General features: G+C 67.3%; 19 protein-coding genes and 1 pseudogene. 13 read left to right on the top strand and 7 right to left on the bottom strand.

From position 1 onward, the window contains the following. Nucleotides 1-54: 54 nt before the first annotated feature. The 4 genes from ybaK to shn_RS21620 form a co-directional block, all read right to left on the bottom strand. Nucleotides 55-528: a Cys-tRNA(Pro) deacylase gene (gene ybaK / locus shn_RS21605; RefSeq protein WP_064332236.1), complete on the bottom strand. Its 474-nt coding sequence runs from the start codon at nucleotides 526-528 to the stop codon at nucleotides 55-57. Nucleotides 529-806: 278 nt separating this feature from the next. Beyond that, nucleotides 807-2,012 (bottom strand): 3-oxoadipyl-CoA thiolase, encoded by a 1,206-nt coding sequence (gene pcaF, locus shn_RS21610; RefSeq protein ID WP_064332237.1) that lies wholly within the window; start codon nucleotides 2,010-2,012, stop codon nucleotides 807-809. Between the two features lie 54 nt (nucleotides 2,013-2,066). After that, complete coding sequence (locus shn_RS21615) at nucleotides 2,067-2,756, bottom strand: CoA transferase subunit B (protein ID WP_064332238.1); 690 nt, start codon at nucleotides 2,754-2,756, stop codon at nucleotides 2,067-2,069. Beyond that, nucleotides 2,753-3,460 carry a 3-oxoacid CoA-transferase subunit A gene (locus shn_RS21620; protein ID WP_064332239.1) on the bottom strand — a complete coding sequence of 236 codons (708 nt, stop codon included), beginning with the start codon at nucleotides 3,458-3,460 and terminating at the stop codon, nucleotides 2,753-2,755. The genes shn_RS21615 and shn_RS21620 overlap by 4 nt, the downstream gene beginning before the upstream one ends. Nucleotides 3,461-3,695: 235 nt before the next feature. Between shn_RS21620 and shn_RS21625 the strand changes: the two genes are divergently transcribed. Beyond that, complete coding sequence (locus shn_RS21625; protein ID WP_064332240.1) at nucleotides 3,696-4,451, top strand: IclR family transcriptional regulator; 756 nt, start codon at nucleotides 3,696-3,698, stop codon at nucleotides 4,449-4,451. Between the two features lie 195 nt (nucleotides 4,452-4,646). After that, nucleotides 4,647-5,297: a sulfite oxidase-like oxidoreductase gene (locus shn_RS21630; protein ID WP_064332241.1), complete on the top strand. Its 651-nt coding sequence runs from the start codon at nucleotides 4,647-4,649 to the stop codon at nucleotides 5,295-5,297. Here shn_RS21630 and shn_RS21635 read toward each other — a convergent pair. After that, the gene (locus shn_RS21635; RefSeq protein ID WP_064332242.1) at nucleotides 5,282-6,166 is read right to left on the bottom strand and encodes a helix-turn-helix domain-containing protein; all 885 of its coding nucleotides are present in this window, start codon (nucleotides 6,164-6,166) and stop codon (nucleotides 5,282-5,284) included. The two genes, shn_RS21630 and shn_RS21635, sit on opposite strands and share 16 nt — an antisense overlap. Before the next feature lie 115 nt (nucleotides 6,167-6,281). Between shn_RS21635 and pobA the strand changes: the two genes are divergently transcribed. Next, nucleotides 6,282-7,454 carry a 4-hydroxybenzoate 3-monooxygenase gene (pobA, locus tag shn_RS21640; protein WP_064332243.1) on the top strand — a complete coding sequence of 391 codons (1,173 nt, stop codon included), beginning with the start codon at nucleotides 6,282-6,284 and terminating at the stop codon, nucleotides 7,452-7,454. Here the strand turns inward: pobA and shn_RS21645 are convergent. Beyond that, nucleotides 7,448-8,314: an aminoglycoside phosphotransferase family protein gene (locus tag shn_RS21645; RefSeq protein ID WP_064332244.1), complete on the bottom strand. Its 867-nt coding sequence runs from the start codon at nucleotides 8,312-8,314 to the stop codon at nucleotides 7,448-7,450. The genes pobA and shn_RS21645 overlap by 7 nt on opposite strands. 88 nt (nucleotides 8,315-8,402) lie before the next feature. Then, entirely contained in the window at nucleotides 8,403-9,326 is a 924-nt protein-coding gene (pcaQ, locus tag shn_RS21650; protein WP_064332737.1) for a pca operon transcription factor PcaQ, read from the bottom strand. A 95-nt stretch (nucleotides 9,327-9,421) separates the two neighbouring features. On the opposite strand from pcaQ, the gene pcaD reads away from it, so the two are divergent. The 10 genes and pseudogenes from pcaD to shn_RS21700 all read left to right on the top strand — a co-directional run bounded on the left by pcaD (nucleotide 9,422) and on the right by shn_RS21700 (nucleotide 18,104). After that, nucleotides 9,422-10,234 (top strand): 3-oxoadipate enol-lactonase, encoded by an 813-nt coding sequence (gene pcaD, locus shn_RS21655; RefSeq protein ID WP_064332245.1) that lies wholly within the window; start codon nucleotides 9,422-9,424, stop codon nucleotides 10,232-10,234. Beyond that, nucleotides 10,227-10,631: a 4-carboxymuconolactone decarboxylase gene (gene pcaC / locus shn_RS21660; protein WP_064332246.1), complete on the top strand. Its 405-nt coding sequence runs from the start codon at nucleotides 10,227-10,229 to the stop codon at nucleotides 10,629-10,631. Before pcaD ends, pcaC begins: the two co-directional genes overlap by 8 nt. Before the next feature lie 7 nt (nucleotides 10,632-10,638). Continuing rightward, a complete protein-coding gene (gene pcaH / locus shn_RS21665) occupies nucleotides 10,639-11,388 on the top strand; it encodes a protocatechuate 3,4-dioxygenase subunit beta (RefSeq protein WP_064332247.1) in 750 nt (249 codons plus the stop codon). Next, complete coding sequence (pcaG, locus tag shn_RS21670; RefSeq protein WP_064332248.1) at nucleotides 11,388-12,002, top strand: protocatechuate 3,4-dioxygenase subunit alpha; 615 nt, start codon at nucleotides 11,388-11,390, stop codon at nucleotides 12,000-12,002. Before pcaH ends, pcaG begins: the two co-directional genes overlap by 1 nt. Nucleotides 12,003-12,197: 195 nt before the next feature. Next, nucleotides 12,198-13,252 (top strand): annotated as a pseudogene (locus shn_RS21675) (3-carboxy-cis,cis-muconate cycloisomerase). Nucleotides 13,253-13,391: 139 nt separating this feature from the next. Continuing rightward, on the top strand, nucleotides 13,392-14,564 hold the full coding sequence (locus shn_RS21680) for an ABC transporter substrate-binding protein (protein ID WP_064332249.1): 1,173 nt from the start codon (nucleotides 13,392-13,394) through the stop codon (nucleotides 14,562-14,564). 211 nt (nucleotides 14,565-14,775) lie between these two features. Then, nucleotides 14,776-15,639, top strand: a complete 864-nt coding sequence (locus shn_RS21685; RefSeq protein ID WP_064332250.1) for a branched-chain amino acid ABC transporter permease — start codon at nucleotides 14,776-14,778, stop codon at nucleotides 15,637-15,639. Further along, nucleotides 15,639-16,646 carry a branched-chain amino acid ABC transporter permease gene (locus shn_RS21690; protein ID WP_064332251.1) on the top strand — a complete coding sequence of 336 codons (1,008 nt, stop codon included), beginning with the start codon at nucleotides 15,639-15,641 and terminating at the stop codon, nucleotides 16,644-16,646. The genes shn_RS21685 and shn_RS21690 overlap by 1 nt, the downstream gene beginning before the upstream one ends. Beyond that, nucleotides 16,643-17,407: an ABC transporter ATP-binding protein gene (locus shn_RS21695; RefSeq protein ID WP_064332252.1), complete on the top strand. Its 765-nt coding sequence runs from the start codon at nucleotides 16,643-16,645 to the stop codon at nucleotides 17,405-17,407. The genes shn_RS21690 and shn_RS21695 overlap by 4 nt, the downstream gene beginning before the upstream one ends. Next, nucleotides 17,388-18,104, top strand: coding sequence for an ABC transporter ATP-binding protein (locus shn_RS21700; RefSeq protein ID WP_064332738.1), 717 nt, complete (start codon nucleotides 17,388-17,390; stop codon nucleotides 18,102-18,104). Before shn_RS21695 ends, shn_RS21700 begins: the two co-directional genes overlap by 20 nt. The last annotated feature ends 154 nt before the right edge of the window (nucleotides 18,105-18,258 follow it).

The following is an 18,258-nucleotide window of genomic DNA, read 5'->3' on the forward strand; positions in this document are numbered from 1 at the left end:
TTCTCTTCGGATGAAGGGAACTTAGTGTGCCCGGCGCCGAAAGAGAAGGCGCAATCAGGCGATGACGGCTGCGGCGATCGCCTTCAGCGCCGCCAGCGCGTCGCGCGGGGCAAGGCGCACCTGCAGGCCGCGCTGCCCGCCGTTCATGTAGACTTGGTCATGGACCAGCGCCGCCTCCTCGATCGCGGCCGGCACCGGCTTCTTCTGGCCGAACGGGCTGATGCCGCCGACGACGAAGCCCGTCAGCCGTTCGGCATCCGCCGGCTTCATCATGTTGGCCGACTTGCCCTTGAAGGCGCTCGCCAGCTTCTTCATGCTGACCTCGCGGTCCGACGGCACGATGACGCAGACCGGCCTGCCGTCCACCTCCGCCATCAGCGTCTTCAGCACCCGGCCCGGATCCTCCCCCAGCGCCTCGGCCGCCTGGATGCCGACGCGGTCGGCATCGGGGTCGTAGTCGTAGGTATGGACGGTGAAGGAAACGCCGGCCCTGGCGAGGGCCTGGGTGGCGCGGGTGGTCTTGGACATGGTGGACCCGTCATCGATGCGAAAAATACGGTCCGCATGGGTGCAGGAGCGCGGGGGTGCTGTCAATGTTCGATTGTCGTGGGGAAGGCGCTTCGTCAGTGGCCATGGGCCGAGACTCTGTCGAGACGCTGTTTCCTGGCGCAGCCCCTCATCCGGCACCCCCTTCTCCCCGCGAGCGGGGAGAAGGGGGTGCCGCGACGGTTTCCCGGCTGTCTTTCGTTGCGTGGGGCACGTTCCCTCTCCCCGCTCGCGGGGAGAGGGCTAGGATGAGGGGCAGCTCACGCCCTTTCGAGCGCAACGGCGATGCCCTGTCCGACGCCGATGCACATGGTCGAGAGCGAGCGCGTCTTGCCGGTCAGTTGCAGTTCGAGCGCGGCCGTACCGGTGATGCGCGCGCCGGACATGCCGAGGGGGTGGCCGAGGGCGATGGCGCCGCCGTTCGGATTGACGTGCTCCGCGTCCTCGGCGATGCCGAGTGCGCGGAGCGTCGCAAGGCCCTGGGAGGCGAAGGCTTCGTTAAGCTCTATCACGTCGAAGTCGGCGGGGGTGAGGCCGAGCCGGGCGCACAGGCGCTCGGTGGCTGCGACCGGACCGATGCCCATGATGCGCGGCGGAACGCCGGCCATGGCGCCGCCGAGGATGCGGGCGATGGGGGTGAGGCCGTATTTCCTGGCCGCCGCTTCCGAGGCGATGACGAGCGCCGCCGCGCCGTCATTGACGCCCGACGCATTGCCCGCCGTCACCGTGCCGCCTTCCTTGCGGAAGGGCGTCCCCAGCTTGGCGAGGGCTTCGATGGTGGTTGCGCGCGGATGCTCGTCCCTCTCCACCACGACCGGATCGCCCTTCCGCTGCGGGATGGTGACGGGTGTGATCTCCTTCGCCAGCCGGCCGTTTTCCTGCGCCGCGGCGGCTTTCGCCTGCGAGCGCACCGCGAAGGCGTCCTGGTCCTCGCGGGAGACCTTGAAGTCTTCGGCGACGTTCTCGCCTGTCTCGGGCATGGAATCGACGCCGTACTGTTTCTTCATCAGCGGATTGACGAAGCGCCAGCCGATCGTGGTGTCGTAGATCTCGGCATTCCGCGAGAAGGCGGTCTCCGCCTTGGGCATGACGAAGGGCGCGCGGCTCATGCTTTCCACGCCGCCGGCGACGATCAGTTCCGCCTCGCCGGCCTTGATCGCGCGGGCGGCGGCGATGACGGCGTCCATGCCGGAGCCGCAGAGGCGGTTGATCGTCGTGCCGGAGACGGAAACGGGAAGGCCGGCCAGCAGGGACGACATGCGCGCGACATTGCGGTTGTCCTCGCCGGCCTGGTTGGCGCAGCCGAAGATGACGTCGTCGACCGCTTCCCAGTCGATGCCGGCATTGCGCGCCATCAACGCCTTCAGCGGAACGGCGCCGAGATCGTCGGCACGGACGGAGGAGAGCGAACCGCCGAAACGGCCGATGGGCGTGCGGATATAGTCGCAGATATAGGCGTCAGACATGGTCTTCCTCTCAAGCAATTCCAGCAACGGTGTGGTCCGGAATTGCGCAATGTTTCAGAGTTCCGGCACGACGAGATCGGCGATATCGCCGTCGACATGCAGCTTGGCGCCGGTCATCGCCTGCAACTCCTCGAACGTCATGCCCAGCAGCTTCTCGCGCAGCACGAAGCGTCCGCCCTCGACGTCGACGACGGCATGGCTGGTATAGATGCGGGTGATGCAGCCGACGCCCGTCAGCGGAAAGGTGCAGCGCTCGACCAGCTTCGGCTCGCCGTTCCTGGTGACGTGCTCGGTGATGACCACCACCTGTTTCGCGCCGTGTACGAGATCCATCGCCCCGCCGACGGCGGGCACGCCCTTGGAGCCGACGCGCCAGTTGGCGAGGTCGCCGTTTTCCGCCACCTGGTAGGCGCCGAGGATGGCGACGTCGAGATGGCCGCCGCGCACCATGGCGAAGCTGTCGGCATGGTGGAAGAAGGCCGAGCCCGGCTTCAGCGTCACGGCCTTCTTGCCGGCATTGATCAGGTCCCAGTCCTCCTCGCCTTCGGGCGGCGCCTCGCCGAAATCGAGGATGCCGTTCTCCGTATGGAAGATCGCCGCGCGGCCTTCCGGCTGGTAGCGGGCGACCATTTCGGGAAAGCCGATGCCGAGGTTCACATAGGCGCCGTCGAAGATGTCCTGCGCGGCGCGCCAGGCGATCTGGGCGTTGGAGAGTTTTATGTCTTCGCGGGTGTCGATAGTCATGCGTAGGCCACTCCTGCGCGGATGAGGTCTTCTTCCTGCTTGGGATCTGCGACTTCGATGACGCCGTCGACGAAGATGCCGGGGGTGACGACCTGTTCCGGGTCGATGCCGCCGGGTTTCACCAGCCGGCTCACCTGCACGATGGTCTTGGCCGCCGCCATGCACATCAGCGGGCTGAAATTGCGGGCGGCCTTGTTGTAGGTGAGGTTGCCGTTGATATCGCCGACATGCGCCTTGATCAGCGCGACATCCGCCTTCAGCCAGCGTTCCTGCACATACATGCGACCGTCGAACTCGGCGACCGGCTTGCCCTTGGCGAGCTCCGTGCCGTAGCTCGTCGGCGTGTAGAAGGCGGGGATGCCGGCGCCGCCGGCGCGGATGCGCTCGGCGAGCGTGCCCTGCGGCACCAGCTCCAGCTCGATCTCGCCGGCAAGATACTTGTCCGTGAAGGCGCGTGGATCGGTGGAGCGTGGGAAGGAGCAGATCATCTTCCTGACCATGCCCGCGTCGATCATCGCGGCGATGCCGATGCGGCCGTTGCCGGCATTGTTGTTGATGACGGTGAGGTTCTTCGGCCCCCTGTCGATCAGGGCGTGGATCAGTTCGATCGGCGCGCCCGAGCCGCCGAAACCGCCGATCATGACAGTGGCGCCATCGCCGATGCCCGATACGGCCTCCGCCAGACTGTTGAGGGTCTTGTCCATGCAAAATCTCCCGTTGTCGGCAGCAGAGGTAAATCCAAACGGGAAAACCGGCAATCATTTTGTGCGATATTTGACTTTTGTTCAAATAACGCACAAAATGGGCAAGGAAGTTACGGATGCGGTCCGTCGCTCACCCCACGCTCCTCGGCCTTGAGCGGAGGAAAGGGCGGAGGCAGAACGGCGGCGGCATCGCGGCCTGCACAAGCCGAGCCGGCCGGCCGATGAGGAGACAGCAATGCGGGAAACGGATTTCGTCGGCGGGTTCGCCAAGGGGCTGGCGGTCATCGAGGCCTTCGGGGAGGTGAAGCCCCGCCTCACCATCACGGATGTCTCCAAGGAGACCGGCCTCGACCGGGCGACGGCGCGGCGCTGCCTGCTGACGCTGGCCGAGCTCGGTTATGCCGCCTATGACGGCAAGTTCTTCGAGCTGACGCCGAAGATCCTGCGTCTTGGCCATGCCTATCTCTCGGCGACGCCCCTGCCGCGGCTGGTGCAGCCCTATCTCGACCAGCTCTCGGAGAAAGTCGGCCAGAGCGCCTCCGTTTCCGTGCTGGACGGGGTGGAGATCGTCTATGTGGCGCGGGCGGCGCAGAAGCGGGTCATGTCGATCAACCTGACGCCGGGCTCGCGCCTGCCGGCCTATTGCGCCTCGATGGGCCGCGTGCTCCTGGCGGCGCTTCCGGAAGCGGAGGCGCGGGCGATCGTCGAGGCCTCCGACCGCAAGGCGAACACCCCCTACACGAAGACGGAGCCGGAGGCGCTGATGGAGGAATTTGCCAGGGTGCGGCAGAACGGTTTCGCGCTGATCGACCAGGAGCTGGAGATCGGGCTGCGTTCCATCGCCGTGCCGCTGGAAAATGCCCGTGGCCGCGTCGTCGCCGCGCTCAATATCGGCGCCCCGGCGGCCCATGCCTCGGCGGAGGACATGGTGACGCGCTACCTGCCGGCAATGCGCGAGGTGCAGGCGGCGCTGCGGCCGGTGCTCGCCTAACGCATTTCCGGCCGAAGCGATGCCGCTTCGGCGTTGGATAATGCGGTAAAAGCCAGAAGCTGGAGCATTGCCGGCAAACGTGCGCAGCGTTTCGGGGCTGCCCTTGCGCGGATGTGCCAACCGGGCTTGCCGGGTGCCGATCTTGACAGACGCAAGGGCGCGGCCCCACCTTTTGCACTGCAGCAGGAGGCCGCCATGCGCGACGACGACAGCAAGCTCACCCGCACGAAACGCCGCTGGGCGGACGAGGGCAGGTTCCTCACGGGGCGTGTTTCCCGGCCCGGGACCGACCGCCTGCCGCCGGGCCAGCATCTCGTGACGAACTGGCCGGTGCTCGATCTCGGCCAGCAGCCGGTGATCCGCCCGGAAAGCTGGCGGCTCGGTGTGAAGGGCGGCGCGGAAAACCCGCAATCCTTCGGCTGGGCGGAGTTCCTGGCGCTGCCGCAGAGCCAAAGACTTTCCGATATCCATTGCGTGACCACCTGGTCGCGCTACGACAACCGCTGGGAAGGCGTCGCCACCCGCGACCTGCTCGACCGCGTCATGCCGCGGCCGGAGGCGAATTTCGTCATGCTGACGAGCTATGACGGCTATACGACAAACCTGCCGCTTGCCGATTTCGCCGTCGAGGACGCCATCCTCGCCACCCATTGGGAGGGCCGGCCGCTTTCCGTCGAGCATGGCGGGCCGATGCGCCTCGTCGTGCCGCATCTCTATTTCTGGAAGAGCGCCAAGTGGCTGACCCGCATCGATTTCCTGCCCGGTGACCAGGCGGGTTTCTGGGAGCGCAACGGCTATCACATGCGCGGCGACCCCTGGGCCGAGGAGCGCTATTCCGACGCCTGAGCGGAAAGCCGCGCCCGTTCCCGCAGCCGCCAGGCGCGCGGCGTCTCGCCCGTCTCGCGCAGGAAGTAGCGGGAAAAATAGGCGGGGTCGGCAAAACCGAGGCCAAGCGCGATCTCCTGCGCCGGCGCCTCGGTGAAGACGAGTTCGCGCTTCGCCTCGTCGATCAGCTTGCGGCCGATATAGGCGTGGGCCGTCAGGCCCGTCGCGGCCTTGACGATGCGGTTGAGATGCGTCGGCGAGATGCCGAGTTCGCCGGCATAGAAGCCGGCCGGCTTCTGGCCGCGGAAATGCTGCTGGATCAGGCCGTTGAGGTGCTCCATGCGCCGTGCCGCCTCGCCGGCGTCGTCTGCCGTCTCGCCCCGGCTCCAGAGCCGTGCGGCAAGCGTCAGCACCGAAACCAGATAGGCCTGCATCAGGTCGGTGCGCCCGCTTCGCCGCGTCGTCCACTCGGCGGCAAGCCGACCGAGCGTCGAAAGCAGGAAGGCGCCGTCCGCATCGCCGGGATCGAGCGGCGTCACGCGCGGCTCGGAAACGAAGCGCCCGGCCTCGCCGGCAAGGCGCAGATGCGAGGCGAGCAGGGTGAAGACATAGCCGTCGACATCGCGGGAAAACCGGAAGCCGTGGTCGAGCCCGGGCGGCACCGTGGCGATGGCGGGCGGGGCCAGCGTCAAGCGCCGGTCCTCGAACAGCGCATCGCCCGAACCGGCGGAAATATACAGGATCTGGAAGAAGCTCTCGTGCCGGTGCAGGCCGATCTCATAGCGATGCAGGCTGCTGCGCGAGGGGATCGTCTCGCAATGCAACCAGAAATCCGGCCCGTTGCCGGCCTTTTCGCCATAGAGATCGTAGGTCGGGGCCGGTCGCTTCATCCTGGTGCCGCTGTCTTGCGATGTTCGATTTGTACAAGTTCATGGCCGATCCGTCCATTGCCCGGCGCCGCCCTTCCCGCCGACAATTTGCGCAATGCCAGTTCGGGAGGACACCATGCGCGTTCAGGTCGTCATCATCGGGTCGGGTCCGTCGGGCCTGTTGCTCGGCCAACTGCTCGGCAATGCCGGCATCGAGACGGCGATCCTCGACCGGTCGAGCCGTGCGCATATCCTCGGCCGCGTGCGGGCCGGCGTGCTGGAGGAGGGCACGGTCGCGCTGCTCGACAAGGCCGGCGTCGGGGCGCGCATGCATGCCGAGGGCCTGCCGCATGACGGCTTCTCGCTCGCCTTCGACGGCCGCGACCACCGCATCGACCTTTTCGATCTCACCGGCGGCAAGCGCGTCATGGTCTATGGCCAGACGGAGCTGACGCGCGACCTCATCGAGCAGCGGGAGGCCGACGGCCGGCTGACCATCCACGAAGCGGCGAATGTCACGCCCTGTGCCTTCGACGGCGCGGCGCCCTACGTCACCTACGAGAAGGACGGCGCCACCCACCGGATCGACTGCGACTTCATCGCCGGCTGCGACGGCTTCCACGGCGCCAGCCGCAAGGCCGTGCCGGAACAGGCGATCCGCACCTTCGAGAAGGTCTATCCCTTCGGCTGGCTCGGCCTTCTCGCCGAGGTGCCGCCGGTCAGCGAGGAGCTGGTCTATGCCAACCATCCGCGCGGCTTCGCCCTGTGTTCCATGCGCTCGCCGACCCGCAGCCGCTACTATCTCCAGTGCGCGCTCGACGAGAGGATCGAGGCCTGGCCCGATGCGCGCTTCTGGGACGAGCTGCGCCGCCGCCTTCCCGCCCATCACGGCGAGGCGCTGGTCACCGGGCCGAGCTTCGAGACGTCGATCGCGCCGCTGCGCTCCTTCGTCGCCGAGCCGATGCGGTTCGGCCGGCTGTTCCTCGTCGGCGATGCCGCCCATATCGTGCCGCCGACGGGCGCCAAGGGGCTGAACCTTGCGGCAAGCGACGTGCACTATCTCTTCTCGGGCCTGCTGGAGCACTACCGGGAGCGCTCCGGGGCCGGCCTTGACGCCTATTCGGCAAGGGCGCTCGCCCGGGTCTGGAAGGCCGTGCGCTTCTCCTGGTGGATGACGAGCATGCTGCACCGCTTTCCCGGGACCGGCGATTTCGACCAGAAGATCCAGGAAGCCGAGCTCGACTATCTCACCCATTCCCGCGCGGCCGAAACGGTGCTGGCGGAAAACTATGTGGGCCTGCCCTACTGACGCGCCGCCCAGGCGGCGACGGAGGCGATCATCGCCGCATGGTGCTCCGGCGCCTCGGCAAGAGCCGCAAGTTCCCAGAGCCGGTGCACGCCGGTCAAGAGGTGGATGCGGCCACGATCGAGCGTCCGGTCCGTCAGCCGCTCGTAGCCGTCCGCGATCCGGGCGGTGAGGTCGGGGCTGATGAAGTTCGTGTAGATGAAGTCCTGATGCAGCGGGCCGAAACCGGAATCGGCGAAATCGTAGATGCCGTTGAGCCGTCCGGCGGCGTGGTCGAAGGCCATGTTCCAGCCGTGGCCGTCGAAGAAGCCGTAGGTTTCGCCATGGGGATCCGGCGGAAGCGCGCGCCAGCCGGAAAGGGTTTCGTTCGCAAAGCCAAGGAGGTCTTCCGGCAGCAGCGGCAGGACCCTTGCCGCGATGGCATCGGCATCCAGCCAGCGCTCGACCGGCCGCGCGCCGGCCGCTTCCATCAGTGGGCGGGGGAGGGCGTGCAACTGCGCATAGAAGCGGGCGAGCGCCTCGCCGAGCGCCCCTCGCGCCGGCTCCGGCAGCGTCTCGTAGTGTGCCGTTTCCAGGTGGTCGCCAGGGATGATCGCGTGTTCGGAAAAGAGCGGCGCGCCCTCGTGGAGGCGAAGGTCCGGAACGCGCATCGCAAGGTGCGGGCGGATGGCGGCGAGGATGGAGGCCTCGCGGCGCAGCGCCCGCTCCGCCGCCTCGCCCTGCGGGAACTTGAAGACGCGGCGCTCGTCCACTGCCACCGCACGCGAATGCCAGCCGCCCGGCAGCAGCCGGAAGGCGGCATCCGCAAGATCGGGATGAAGCGCGACGATCGCGGTGCGGAAAGGGGCGAGTTCGCTTGTCATGCACCCTTCCTAGAGCAATTCCAGCGAAAGCGCGAAGCGGCTTTGCGCTCGCGATTGTGGCGAACCCTCTGGCCGAGGGGCGAAGGGCTCAAGCCGCGGGCGATACCTTGCCTGCCACCTCGCGGATGGTCTGGATGAGGATCGACAGCGGCATGGACGGCACGGCGTCGGTGCGCATGGTGAGGCCGACAGGGCCCTTCGTGCCGCTCGTGTCGATCGGCAGGGCCGCGAGCGCGCCATCGGCGATATCCGCCGCCACGACCCCTTCGGAGATGATCCAGATCGCATCGCTCTCGCGCACGAAGGCGCGGCCGAAGGCGTCGGACACGGTCTCGATCTGGTTCGGAAGGCCCGCGATGCCGTTGGCGATCAGGAAGCTTTCGACGAAGGGCCGGATGATCGAGGCGCGCGTCGGCATCAGCACGGGATAGGCGTCGAGCCCGGCAAAGGCCGAGCCGCCGGCAAGCAGCGGATGGCCGGCGCGCACGCAGAAGACCACCTTTTCCGAATAGAGATGTTCGAAGGAGAAGCCGGCCATCTTCTCCGGCGCGGCAAGGCGCCCGACGACGAGGTCGAGGTCCCCGACGCGCAGTTGTTCCAGGAGAACCGCATTCTCGCCCGTGACGATCTTGATGCGCGCGCCCGTCTCCTCCGCGAGGAACAGTGCCATCGCCTTCGGCATGATGCGCGTGGAGACGGTCGGCAGGGCGCCGATGCGGATCGGCGGGGCATCGCCGGAAAGCGCCTGCGAGACCGAATCGAAGCCCTGCCGGAGCGCCGCCAGCACCGCGCCGGCATGCTTGAGGAAGACCTCGCCATGCCGGGTGATCTTGATGCCGCGCCCCTCGCGCTCGAAGACGGCGACGCCGAGAACCTCCTCCAGCTCGCGGATCGTCTTCGTCACGGCGGGCTGGCTGACATGCAGGATCTCCGCCGCCTTCATCACGCTTCTCTGGCGGGCCACCTCGACAAAGGTCTGTAGATGGCGGAACTTGATGCGGCTGTCGATCACGGCTTTCATAACCCTCAAGTTAACGAAACGGCATGAAATATCATTTTACCTAACCAGATCAAGGAGCCAATCTGCAGAAACGGGAGGAGACAGAAGTGCAGTTCGCAACCGTCAACGACGTCATCTTGCATCATCAGCTGATCGGCGGGCCGGCGGGCCGGCCGGTGATCGTCTTTGCCAATTCGCTCGGCACCGACTTCCGCATCTGGCGCGACGTCGTCGTGCGCCTTGCCGGCGACTTTCCGATCGTCACCTATGACAAGCGCGGCCATGGCCTGTCCGATCTCGGCCAGGTGCCCTATTCGATCGACGACCACGTCCTCGACCTCGCCGCGCTGCTCGACCGGCTCGACGTGAAGGACGCCGTCATCTGCGGCCTTTCCGTCGGCGGCATGATCGCGCAGGGGCTTGCGGCGAAGCGGCCGGATCTCGTCCGGGCGCTGGTGCTCTGCGACACAGCGCACAAGATCGGCACGGCCGAGATGTGGAACGCGCGCATCGAAAGCGTCGAGGCGAAGGGTATCGAAAGCCTTGCCGATGCCGTCCTGGAGCGCTGGTTCACGCCCGCTTTCCGCCGTCCGGAAAACGCCGCCTATCACGGCTACCGCAACATGCTCACCCGCCAGTCCGCCGTCGGCTATGCCGCCACCTGCGCGGCGCTGCGCGATGCCGACCTCACCCATTCGACGGAACGCCTCACCGTGCCGACGCTCTGCGTCGTCGGCGACCAGGACGGCTCGACGCCGCCGGATGTCGTGCTGTCCATGGCAAAGCTCATTCCCGGCGCCCGCTACGAGGTCATCAAGGATGCCGGGCACATTCCCTGCGTCGAGCAGCCGGAAATGCTGACGGAGATGATCCGCGCCTTCATTGCCACCCTACCTGCCGGAGACGAGCCCCATGGCTGACGCCCATACCTTTTCCGACCGCTACCGCCAGGGCATGGTGACCCGCCGCGCGGTGCTCGGCGACAGCCATGTCGACCGCGCCTCCTCCGGCGCCACCGCCTTCGACCAGCCCTTCCAGGAGCTGATCACGGAAGCGGCCTGGGGCACGGTCTGGTCGCGGCCCGGCTGGACGAAGCGCGAGCGCTCCATGGTGACGATCGCGCTGCTTGCCGCGCTCGGCCATGACGAGGAGGTGGCGATGCATGTGCGCGCCACCGTCAATACCGGCGCCAGCCGCGAGGATATCGCCGAGGCGCTCCTGCATGTGGCGATCTATGCCGGCGTGCCGGCGGCCAACCGGGCGATCAGGATCGCCAAGCACGTCTTCGAGGACATGGACGCCGAAAAGGCGGCCTGAGGGAACCATGACGGACCTTTCCAATCGCAAGCCCGAAACGGGCGCCTTCTTCTCCCGCGATCGCCTCTGGCACCCGCCGGGCCTGACGCCGGGCTACAAGACCTCGGTGCTGCGCTCGCCGCAGAAGGCCTTGCTCTCGCTCGACGGCACGGTCTCGGAGATCACCGGCCCGGTCTTCGGCCATTCCATCCTGGGCGAGCTCGACAACGACCTGATCCACAATTTCGCGAAACCCGGCGAAAGCGCGATCGGCGAGCGCATCATCGTGCACGGCCGGGTGCTCGACGAGCGGGCGCGGCCGGTGGCGGGCGCGCTGCTCGAATTCTGGCAGGCCAATGCCGGCGGGCGCTACCGCCACAAGAAGGAAAGCTACCTCGCCCCGCTCGATCCGAATTTCGGCGGCTGCGGGCGCACTATCACCGATGCGGACGGCCACTATGCCTTCCGAACCGTCAAGCCCGGGCCCTATCCCTGGCCGAACGGCGTCAACGACTGGCGCCCGGCGCATATCCATTTCTCCGTCTTCGGCCACGGTTTCGCCCAGCGGCTGATCACGCAGATGTATTTCGAGGGCGACCCGATGATCTGGAAATGTCCCATCGTGCAGACGATCCCGGACAGGGCGGCCATCGAGCAACTGGTCGCCGCGCTCGACTGGGGCAACACGATCCCCATGGATGCACGCGCCTACAAGTTCGACATCGTGCTGCGCGGCCGACGCTCGACGCTTTTCGAGAACCGGATGGAGGGCAACTGATGGTGCAACCGCTCGGCTACCTCAAGGAAAGCGCCTCGCAGACGGCGGGGCCCTATGTCCATATCGGCCTCACGCCGAATTTTTGCGGCATCACCGGCGTCTACGAGAGCGATCTCGGCACGACCATGGTGAACGACAGGACGCTCGGGCGGCGCATCACCATCACCGGCCGGGTGCTCGACGGCACCGGCACGCCGCTGAAGGACGCGTTGATCGAGATCTGGCAGGCGGATGCGGCGGGCCTCTACAACAGCCCCTCGGAGCTGCGCGGCAGCGCCGATCCCAATTTTTCCGGCTGGGGCCGTGCGGCCACCGACGGAGAGACCGGCGAATACCGCTTCGAGACCATCAAGCCCGGCCGCGTGCCCTTCAGGGACGGCCGCCTGATGGCGCCGCACATCTCGTTGTGGATCGTCGCCCGCGGCATCAATCTCGGCCTCAACACGCGCCTCTATTTCGGCGACGAGGCGGCGGCCAATGCCGAGGACCCGGTGCTCGCCCGCATCGAGCACCGCGTGCGCGTGCCGACGCTGATCGCGGCGGCGGACGGCGACGGCTACCGCTTCGACATCCACCTGCAGGGCGAGAAGGAAACGGTGTTCTTCGATATCTAGGCTGTGTGTTAAGCTCGTCACCTGCCGCATGGATCCTCGGGTCAGGCCCGAGGATGACGAAAGAAGAGAGGTTTGCAGTCAAACCGACGGCGCCGCATGCGGCATCGTTCATGAGGCCCGTGACCTCTCCTCCCCTCCGTCATCCTCGGGCTTGACCCGAGGATCCACGCGCTTCCCATCGCAAAAGAGCGCCCCATGACCGTTTCGCCCTTCGACCACCCCTATCTCTCCGGCCTCCTCGGCGACGAGGCGGTGGCGGCGCTGTTTTCCGTCGCGGCGGAACTCGAGGCCATGCTGGCCTTCGAGGTGGCGCTGGCCAAGGCCGAGGCGGAGGCGGGCGTCATCCCGGCGGACGCGGCCGGGGCGATCGAGGCGGCCGCGCACCGTTTCTCGCCCGATGTCGCGAGTCTCAGGACCGCCACCGCCCGTGACGGCGTGGTGGTGCCCGATTTCGTTCGCCAGCTCCGCGCCGCCGTCGGCGAGCCGCATGGCCGGCATGTGCATGTCGGCGCGACCAGCCAGGATGTCGTCGACAGCGGGCTGATGCTGCGCCTCTCCCGCGTCTTGCCCGTTCTTGAGAAACGGCTGGGGGGCTGGCTGGCGTGCTCGATGGCCTCGCCGCGTCCTTCGGCGACCGGGAGCTGATGGGGCGCACCCGCATGCAGGCCGCCATCCCCATCACCGTGGCGGACCGCGTCGGCGCCTGGCGCGCGCCGCTGGAGCGCCATCGCACGCGCTTGGCGGGCCTGATGGAGGAGGGGCTTGCCGTGCAGTTCGGCGGCGCGGCGGGCACGCTGGAGAAACTGGGCGGAAGAGCACCGGCCGTGCGCGCCGCGCTTGCCCGCAAGCTCGGCCTTGCCGATGTCCCGCAATGGCATAGCCAGCGGGACCGCATCCTGGATCTGGCCGCCCTCCTTTCCGGCATCACCGGCAGCCTCGGCAAGATCGGGCAGGACGTCGCCCTGATGGCTGACCGGGGCGACGAGATCGTACTCGCCGGCGGTGGGGGTTCCTCCGCCATGCCGCACAAGCAGAACCCGGTCGCCGCCGAAGTTCTGGTCACGCTTGCCCGCTTCAACGCGGCGCAGCTCGGCGGGCTGGCGCAGGCGATGGTGCACGAGCAGGAGCGTTCCGGCGCGGCCTGGACGCTCGAATGGCTGATCCTGCCGCAGATGGTGGCCGCCGCCGGCGCTGCCCTTCGCCTTGCCGACACGCTGCTGTCGTCGCTTCGCCGGCTGGGTGTGACTTGAGGTATTTTAATAACTCCTAAGTTATGAAATGGCCATACTTTTTCATTTTACATTACCGTTTCATCTGTCAATCTGACAAAAATCCAGTTTTGGACAGGATCGGGCACCGGCGGGAGACCGGCCTTTCAGGGAGGAAAACATGAAACATGTCGCGATCGCCGCGTTGGCGGCTGTGCTGATGGGCGGCGTCGCCCATGCCGATACGATCAAGGTCGGTGTCGTCGGGCCGTTCTCCGGCCCCTTCGCGCTGCAGGGCAAGAACTTCAAGGCGGGCATCGACGCCTATATGGCGCTGAACGGCAACACGGTCGGCGACGATACGATCGAGGTGATCTACCGCGACATCCCGAGCGCCGATCCGGCCCAGTCCAAGGCGCTGTCGCAGGAGCTCGTCGTCAAGGAAGGCGTGCAGTACCTGGCCGGATTCTACTTCACGCCGGATGCCATGGCCGCGACCCCGCTGCTCGAACAGGCGAACGTGCCCATGGTGGTGATGAACGCGGCGACCTCCGCCATCGTCACCAAGAGCCCCTATGTGGTGCGCACCTCCTTCACCACCTGGCAGACCTCGACGCCGATCGCCAAGGTCGCCTTCGACGGCGGCACCAGGAAGGTCATTTCCGTCGTCAGCGACTACGGCCCGGGCGTCGATGCGGAGGCCGCCTTCAAGGCCGGATTCGAGGCGGCGGGCGGCGAGATCGTCGAGGCGATCCGCATGCCGCTCCAGACCAACGATTTCTCGCCGATCATGCAGCGCATCAAGGATTCGGGCGCCGAGGGCGTCTTCGCCTTCCTGCCCTCGGGCCCGACGACGCTCGGCTTCGTCAAGGCCTTCAACGAGAACGGCCTGAAAGCCGGCGGCGTCAAGTTCTTCGCCCCCGGCGACCTGACGCAGGAATCCGACCTGCCGGCGCTCGGCGAGGCGGCGCTGGGTCTCACGACCACCTTCCACTATGCCGTCTCGCACGATTCGGCGGAGAACAAGAGCTTCGTCGAGGCCGCCGGCAAGGCGATCGGCGATCCGGCGGAGCTCTCCTTCCCCGCGGTCGGCGCCTATGACGGCATGCATGTCATCTACAAGATGATCGAGGCGACGGGCGGCGAACCGGATGCGGCCAAGGCGGTCGAGGCCGTCAAGGGCCTTTCCTGGGAAAGCCCGCGCGGGCCGGTGACGATCGATGCGGAAAGCCGCCACATCACGCAGAACATCTACCTGCGCGAAGTGGCCAAGGCCGATGACGGGACCTATTACAACAAGGAGGTCCAGACCTTCGAGAAGCAGGGCGACCCGGGCCTTGCAGCGGCGAAGTAACGTGTGTTGCGCCGGGCGGGTGGATCCTCGGGTCAAGCCCGAGGATGACGCAAGAGGAGAAGGCGGTGGATCAATGCAACGGTTCCGCTTGCCGCAACGTCGGACGGGTTTCGCGACCTCTCCTCCCCGCCGTCCTCCTCGGGCTTGACCCGAGGATCCACCCGCATATCCGGACAAACGGCCGCAAGCCCGGCCACAGCAGGATAGTTTGATGCAAACGGTCTTCAGCATCGGCGTCGATGCGCTCGCCTACGGCATGGTGCTCTTCGTCATCTCGATCGGCCTCTCGGTGACGATGGGGCTGATGCGCGTCGTCAACCTGGCGCATGGCGCCTTCGCGATGATCGGCGGCTACATCGCCTCCTATGCCGCGCGCGACCTCGGCCTTGCCTATGCGTTCGCCGTCCTCCTCGCCGTCTTCGGCACCATCATCATCGCCATTCCGGTCGAGCGCCTGCTCTACCGCCGCATCTACGGCCAGCCGGAGCTGACGCAGGTGCTGATGACCATCGGCATCACCTTCTGCGTCATCGGCATCGCCAACTATGTCTTCGGCCCGACGCTCAAGACCATCCCGACGCCGGACAGCCTGCGCGCGCCGGTCAGCCTCGGCTTCCGCACGGTCTCGGCGCACCGTCTCTTCGTCATCGCCTGTGGCGCCGCGGTCGCGCTCGGCCTCTGGTACTTCATCGAGCGCACCGCCTTCGGCGTGAAGCTGCGCGCGAGCGTCGACAATGCGGCCATGGCCGCCGCCCTCGGGGTGAAGACCGAAGTGGTCTATGCCGTCAGCTTCGCCGTCGCGGTCGGCCTTGCCGCCTTCGGCGGCGTCGTCGGCGCCGAGCTGCTGCCGATCGAGCCCTATTATGCGCTGCGCTACATGGTGACCTTTCTCGTCGTCGTCTCGGTCGGCGGGGCGGGGTCCATTCCGGGCGCGCTCGCCGCCTGCCTGCTGCTCGGCGCCATCGACACGACGGGGCGCTACCTGATGCCGGAGTTCGGCGAATTCTTCTTCTATCTCGCGGTCATCGCCATCGTCTGGATTTTCCCGCGCGGCCTTGCCGGAAGGGCGAAGTGATGGCGCTGACCATGAACACCGAAACCCTCTCCACCGCCCGGGACCGCCGCGCCCGCCTGACGCGCGACGCGGTCGGCGTCCTCGTCATCCTCGCGGTCGCCGTCCTCGGCTATCTCCTTTTCCCGAACCACCTCGCGCTGCTGACGCGCATCACGGCGATCGCGCTGCTGGTCCTCTCGCTCGACCTCGTCACCGGCTATTGCGGCGTGGCGACGCTCGGCCATGCCGCGCTCTTCGGCGCGGGGGCCTATGGGGCGGGCATCGCGGCGGCCCATTTCGGCATCACCGATCCGATCGCCATGCTGGCCGTCGGCGTGGTCGCGGGCGCGCTCGCCGGCCTCGTCTCCGGCGCCGTCGTGCTTCGGGCGCATGGCCTGCCGCAGCTCGTGCTCTCCATCGCCATCATTCACCTCGCCCACGAGGCGGCGAACAAGGCATCCGGCTGGACCGGCGGCAGCGACGGCCTTGCCGGCATCATGCCGGATGCCGTCTTCGGCCTCTATCCGTTCGACCTGTGGGGCCGCACGGCCTATGTCTTCGGCATCGTGCTGCTCATTGCCGCCTTCGTCATCCTGCGCCAGATCGTGCGCTCGCCCTTCGGCATGCTCTGCCGCGGCATCAAGCAGGATCCGCTGCGCGTGCGCGCCATGGGCGCCTCGGTGCACGGCACGCTGATCCGGATGTATGCCATATCGGGTGCCGTCGCCGGGGCGGGCGGGGCGCTCAACGCCATCTCGACCCAGGTCGTCGGCCTCGACAGCCTGTCCTTCACGCTCTCGGCCGAAGCCCTCGTCATGCTGGTGCTCGGCGGCACCGGCTCGCTCTACGGCGCGCTGATCGGCACGCTTTCCTTCCTGTGGTTCGAGGATGTCGTCTCGGCGGCCAATCCGTTCCACTGGCTCACCATCGTCGGCGCGCTGCTGATCGCCGTGGTGCTCTTCGCGCCGAAGGGGCTCTACGGCTCGCTCGCCGCCCTTCTCGAACGCCGCGGGAGGAAGGACCGATGAACGCGATCTTCGATGTCCGCAACCTGAAGCGGACCTTCGGTGGCCTTGCCGTCACCAACGACGTCTCCCTGTCGATGGCGCCGGGCGACCGGGTCGCGCTGATCGGCCCGAACGGTGCCGGCAAGACGACCTTCGTCAACCTCGTCACCGGCAACCTCCTGCCGAATTCCGGCTCCGTCGCGCTCGGCGGCGAGGATGTCACCCGCCTCGGGCCGACGGAGCGCGTGCGCCGCGGCCTCGTGCGGTCCTTCCAGGTGACGCGGCTCTTCTCCGAGATGACGCCGGAGGAGCATGTCGCGCTCGCCATCCTGCAACGCGAGGGCCGGACCGGCCGCATGTTCGCCAGCCACCGCGCCATGCCTGACGTGATGGACGAGGTTCATGCGCTTCTTGCCCGGCTCGGCATCGCCCATCTTGCCCGCCACCGCGTCAGCGAGATCGCCTATGGCCAGCAACGCCTCCTGGAGCTCGCGCTTGCCCTTGCGCTCAAGCCCCGGGTCCTGCTGCTCGACGAGCCCGCCGCCGGCGTGCCGCAGAGCGATACCGCGCGCATCGAGCAGGCGATCGCCGACCTGCCGGCGGATCTCGCCGTGCTGATGATCGAGCACGACATGGACCTCGTCTTCCGCTTCGCCAGGCGCGTCGTCGTGCTGGCGGCGGGCGAGATCATCTTCGACGGATCGCCCGACGCGGTGACGAAGGATGCCCGCGTCCGCCAGGCCTATCTCGGGAGTTATGCCGATGCCCGCAGCGTCGCTTGAAATATCCGGCCTTTCCGCCGGCTACGGCCCGACGCGGGTGCTGGAGGACATCTCCTTTGCCGCCGATGCCGGCCGCAGGCTCGCCGTGCTCGGCCGCAACGGCATGGGGAAGTCCACGCTCTTCGCCACGCTCGCCGGCCAGACGAAGCGCTATGGCGGCGCGATCCGCCTCGGCGGCGAGGCGATCGAGGGCATGGGCAGCTCCGCCCGCGCCCTGAAGGGCCTCGGCTATGTGCCGCAGTCGCGCGACGTCTTCCCGACGCTGACGGTGGAGGAGAACCTCTTCGTCGGGTTGAAGGGCCGTCCGCGCGGGGCCATCGAGGAGGCCTACCAGATGTTCCCGCGGCTCAAGGAGCGGCGCCGGAACCTCGGCTCGCAACTTTCCGGCGGCGAACAGCAGATGCTGACGACGGCACGCACCATCCTCGGCCAGCCTTCCGTGCTGCTGCTCGACGAACCGCTGGAGGGCCTTGCCCCGGTCATCTGCGAGGAGCTGATGGCGGCATTCGGCATGCTCGCGGCCTCCGGCGAAATGACCATCCTCCTCGTCGAGCAGCGCATCCAGAGCGCGCTCGACTTCGCCGACGACGTGATCATCCTGGAACGCGGCCGCATCGCCTGGACAGGCACCCCGGCGGCGCTCTCCGCCGACCGGCACACGGTCGAAACCCTGCTCGGCGTCGGCGGGCTGCACTAGAGGAATTCCAGCAAAAGTGCGCAGCGGTTTTGCGGCCGTAATTCCGTAATTCCAAGCGCCATTCATACGGTTTTCGTTATGCATCGCGGCCGGCATTTCATTTTACATCACCGTCCCGCCTGTCAGAGTGCGGTCTGAGGCCTGTACCGTCCGG

Source organism: Shinella sp. HZN7 (assembly GCF_001652565.1).
In the GTDB taxonomy this organism is placed as follows: Bacteria; Pseudomonadota; Alphaproteobacteria; order Rhizobiales; family Rhizobiaceae; genus Shinella; species Shinella granuli.

What these genes read in the sequence shown, in the direction of transcription:
- ybaK (WP_064332236.1), bottom strand. Translation starts at nt 528, where the DNA reads ATGTCCAAGACCACCCGCGCCACCCAGGCCCTCGCCAGGGCCGGCGTT.
- pcaF (WP_064332237.1), bottom strand. Translation starts at nt 2,012, where the DNA reads ATGTCTGACGCCTATATCTGCGACTATATCCGCACGCCCATCGGCCGT.
- shn_RS21615 (WP_064332238.1), bottom strand. Translation starts at nt 2,756, where the DNA reads ATGACTATCGACACCCGCGAAGACATAAAACTCTCCAACGCCCAGATC.
- shn_RS21620 (WP_064332239.1), bottom strand. Translation starts at nt 3,460, where the DNA reads ATGGACAAGACCCTCAACAGTCTGGCGGAGGCCGTATCGGGCATCGGC.
- shn_RS21625 (WP_064332240.1), top strand. Translation starts at nt 3,696, where the DNA reads ATGCGGGAAACGGATTTCGTCGGCGGGTTCGCCAAGGGGCTGGCGGTC.
- shn_RS21630 (WP_064332241.1), top strand. Translation starts at nt 4,647, where the DNA reads ATGCGCGACGACGACAGCAAGCTCACCCGCACGAAACGCCGCTGGGCG.
- shn_RS21635 (WP_064332242.1), bottom strand. Translation starts at nt 6,166, where the DNA reads ATGAAGCGACCGGCCCCGACCTACGATCTCTATGGCGAAAAGGCCGGC.
- pobA (WP_064332243.1), top strand. Translation starts at nt 6,282, where the DNA reads ATGCGCGTTCAGGTCGTCATCATCGGGTCGGGTCCGTCGGGCCTGTTG.
- shn_RS21645 (WP_064332244.1), bottom strand. Translation starts at nt 8,314, where the DNA reads ATGACAAGCGAACTCGCCCCTTTCCGCACCGCGATCGTCGCGCTTCAT.
- pcaC (WP_064332246.1), top strand. Translation starts at nt 10,227, where the DNA reads ATGGCTGACGCCCATACCTTTTCCGACCGCTACCGCCAGGGCATGGTG.
- pcaH (WP_064332247.1), top strand. Translation starts at nt 10,639, where the DNA reads ATGACGGACCTTTCCAATCGCAAGCCCGAAACGGGCGCCTTCTTCTCC.
- pcaG (WP_064332248.1), top strand. Translation starts at nt 11,388, where the DNA reads ATGGTGCAACCGCTCGGCTACCTCAAGGAAAGCGCCTCGCAGACGGCG.
- shn_RS21680 (WP_064332249.1), top strand. Translation starts at nt 13,392, where the DNA reads ATGAAACATGTCGCGATCGCCGCGTTGGCGGCTGTGCTGATGGGCGGC.
- shn_RS21685 (WP_064332250.1), top strand. Translation starts at nt 14,776, where the DNA reads ATGCAAACGGTCTTCAGCATCGGCGTCGATGCGCTCGCCTACGGCATG.
- shn_RS21690 (WP_064332251.1), top strand. Translation starts at nt 15,639, where the DNA reads ATGGCGCTGACCATGAACACCGAAACCCTCTCCACCGCCCGGGACCGC.
- shn_RS21695 (WP_064332252.1), top strand. Translation starts at nt 16,643, where the DNA reads ATGAACGCGATCTTCGATGTCCGCAACCTGAAGCGGACCTTCGGTGGC.
- shn_RS21700 (WP_064332738.1), top strand. Translation starts at nt 17,388, where the DNA reads ATGCCCGCAGCGTCGCTTGAAATATCCGGCCTTTCCGCCGGCTACGGC.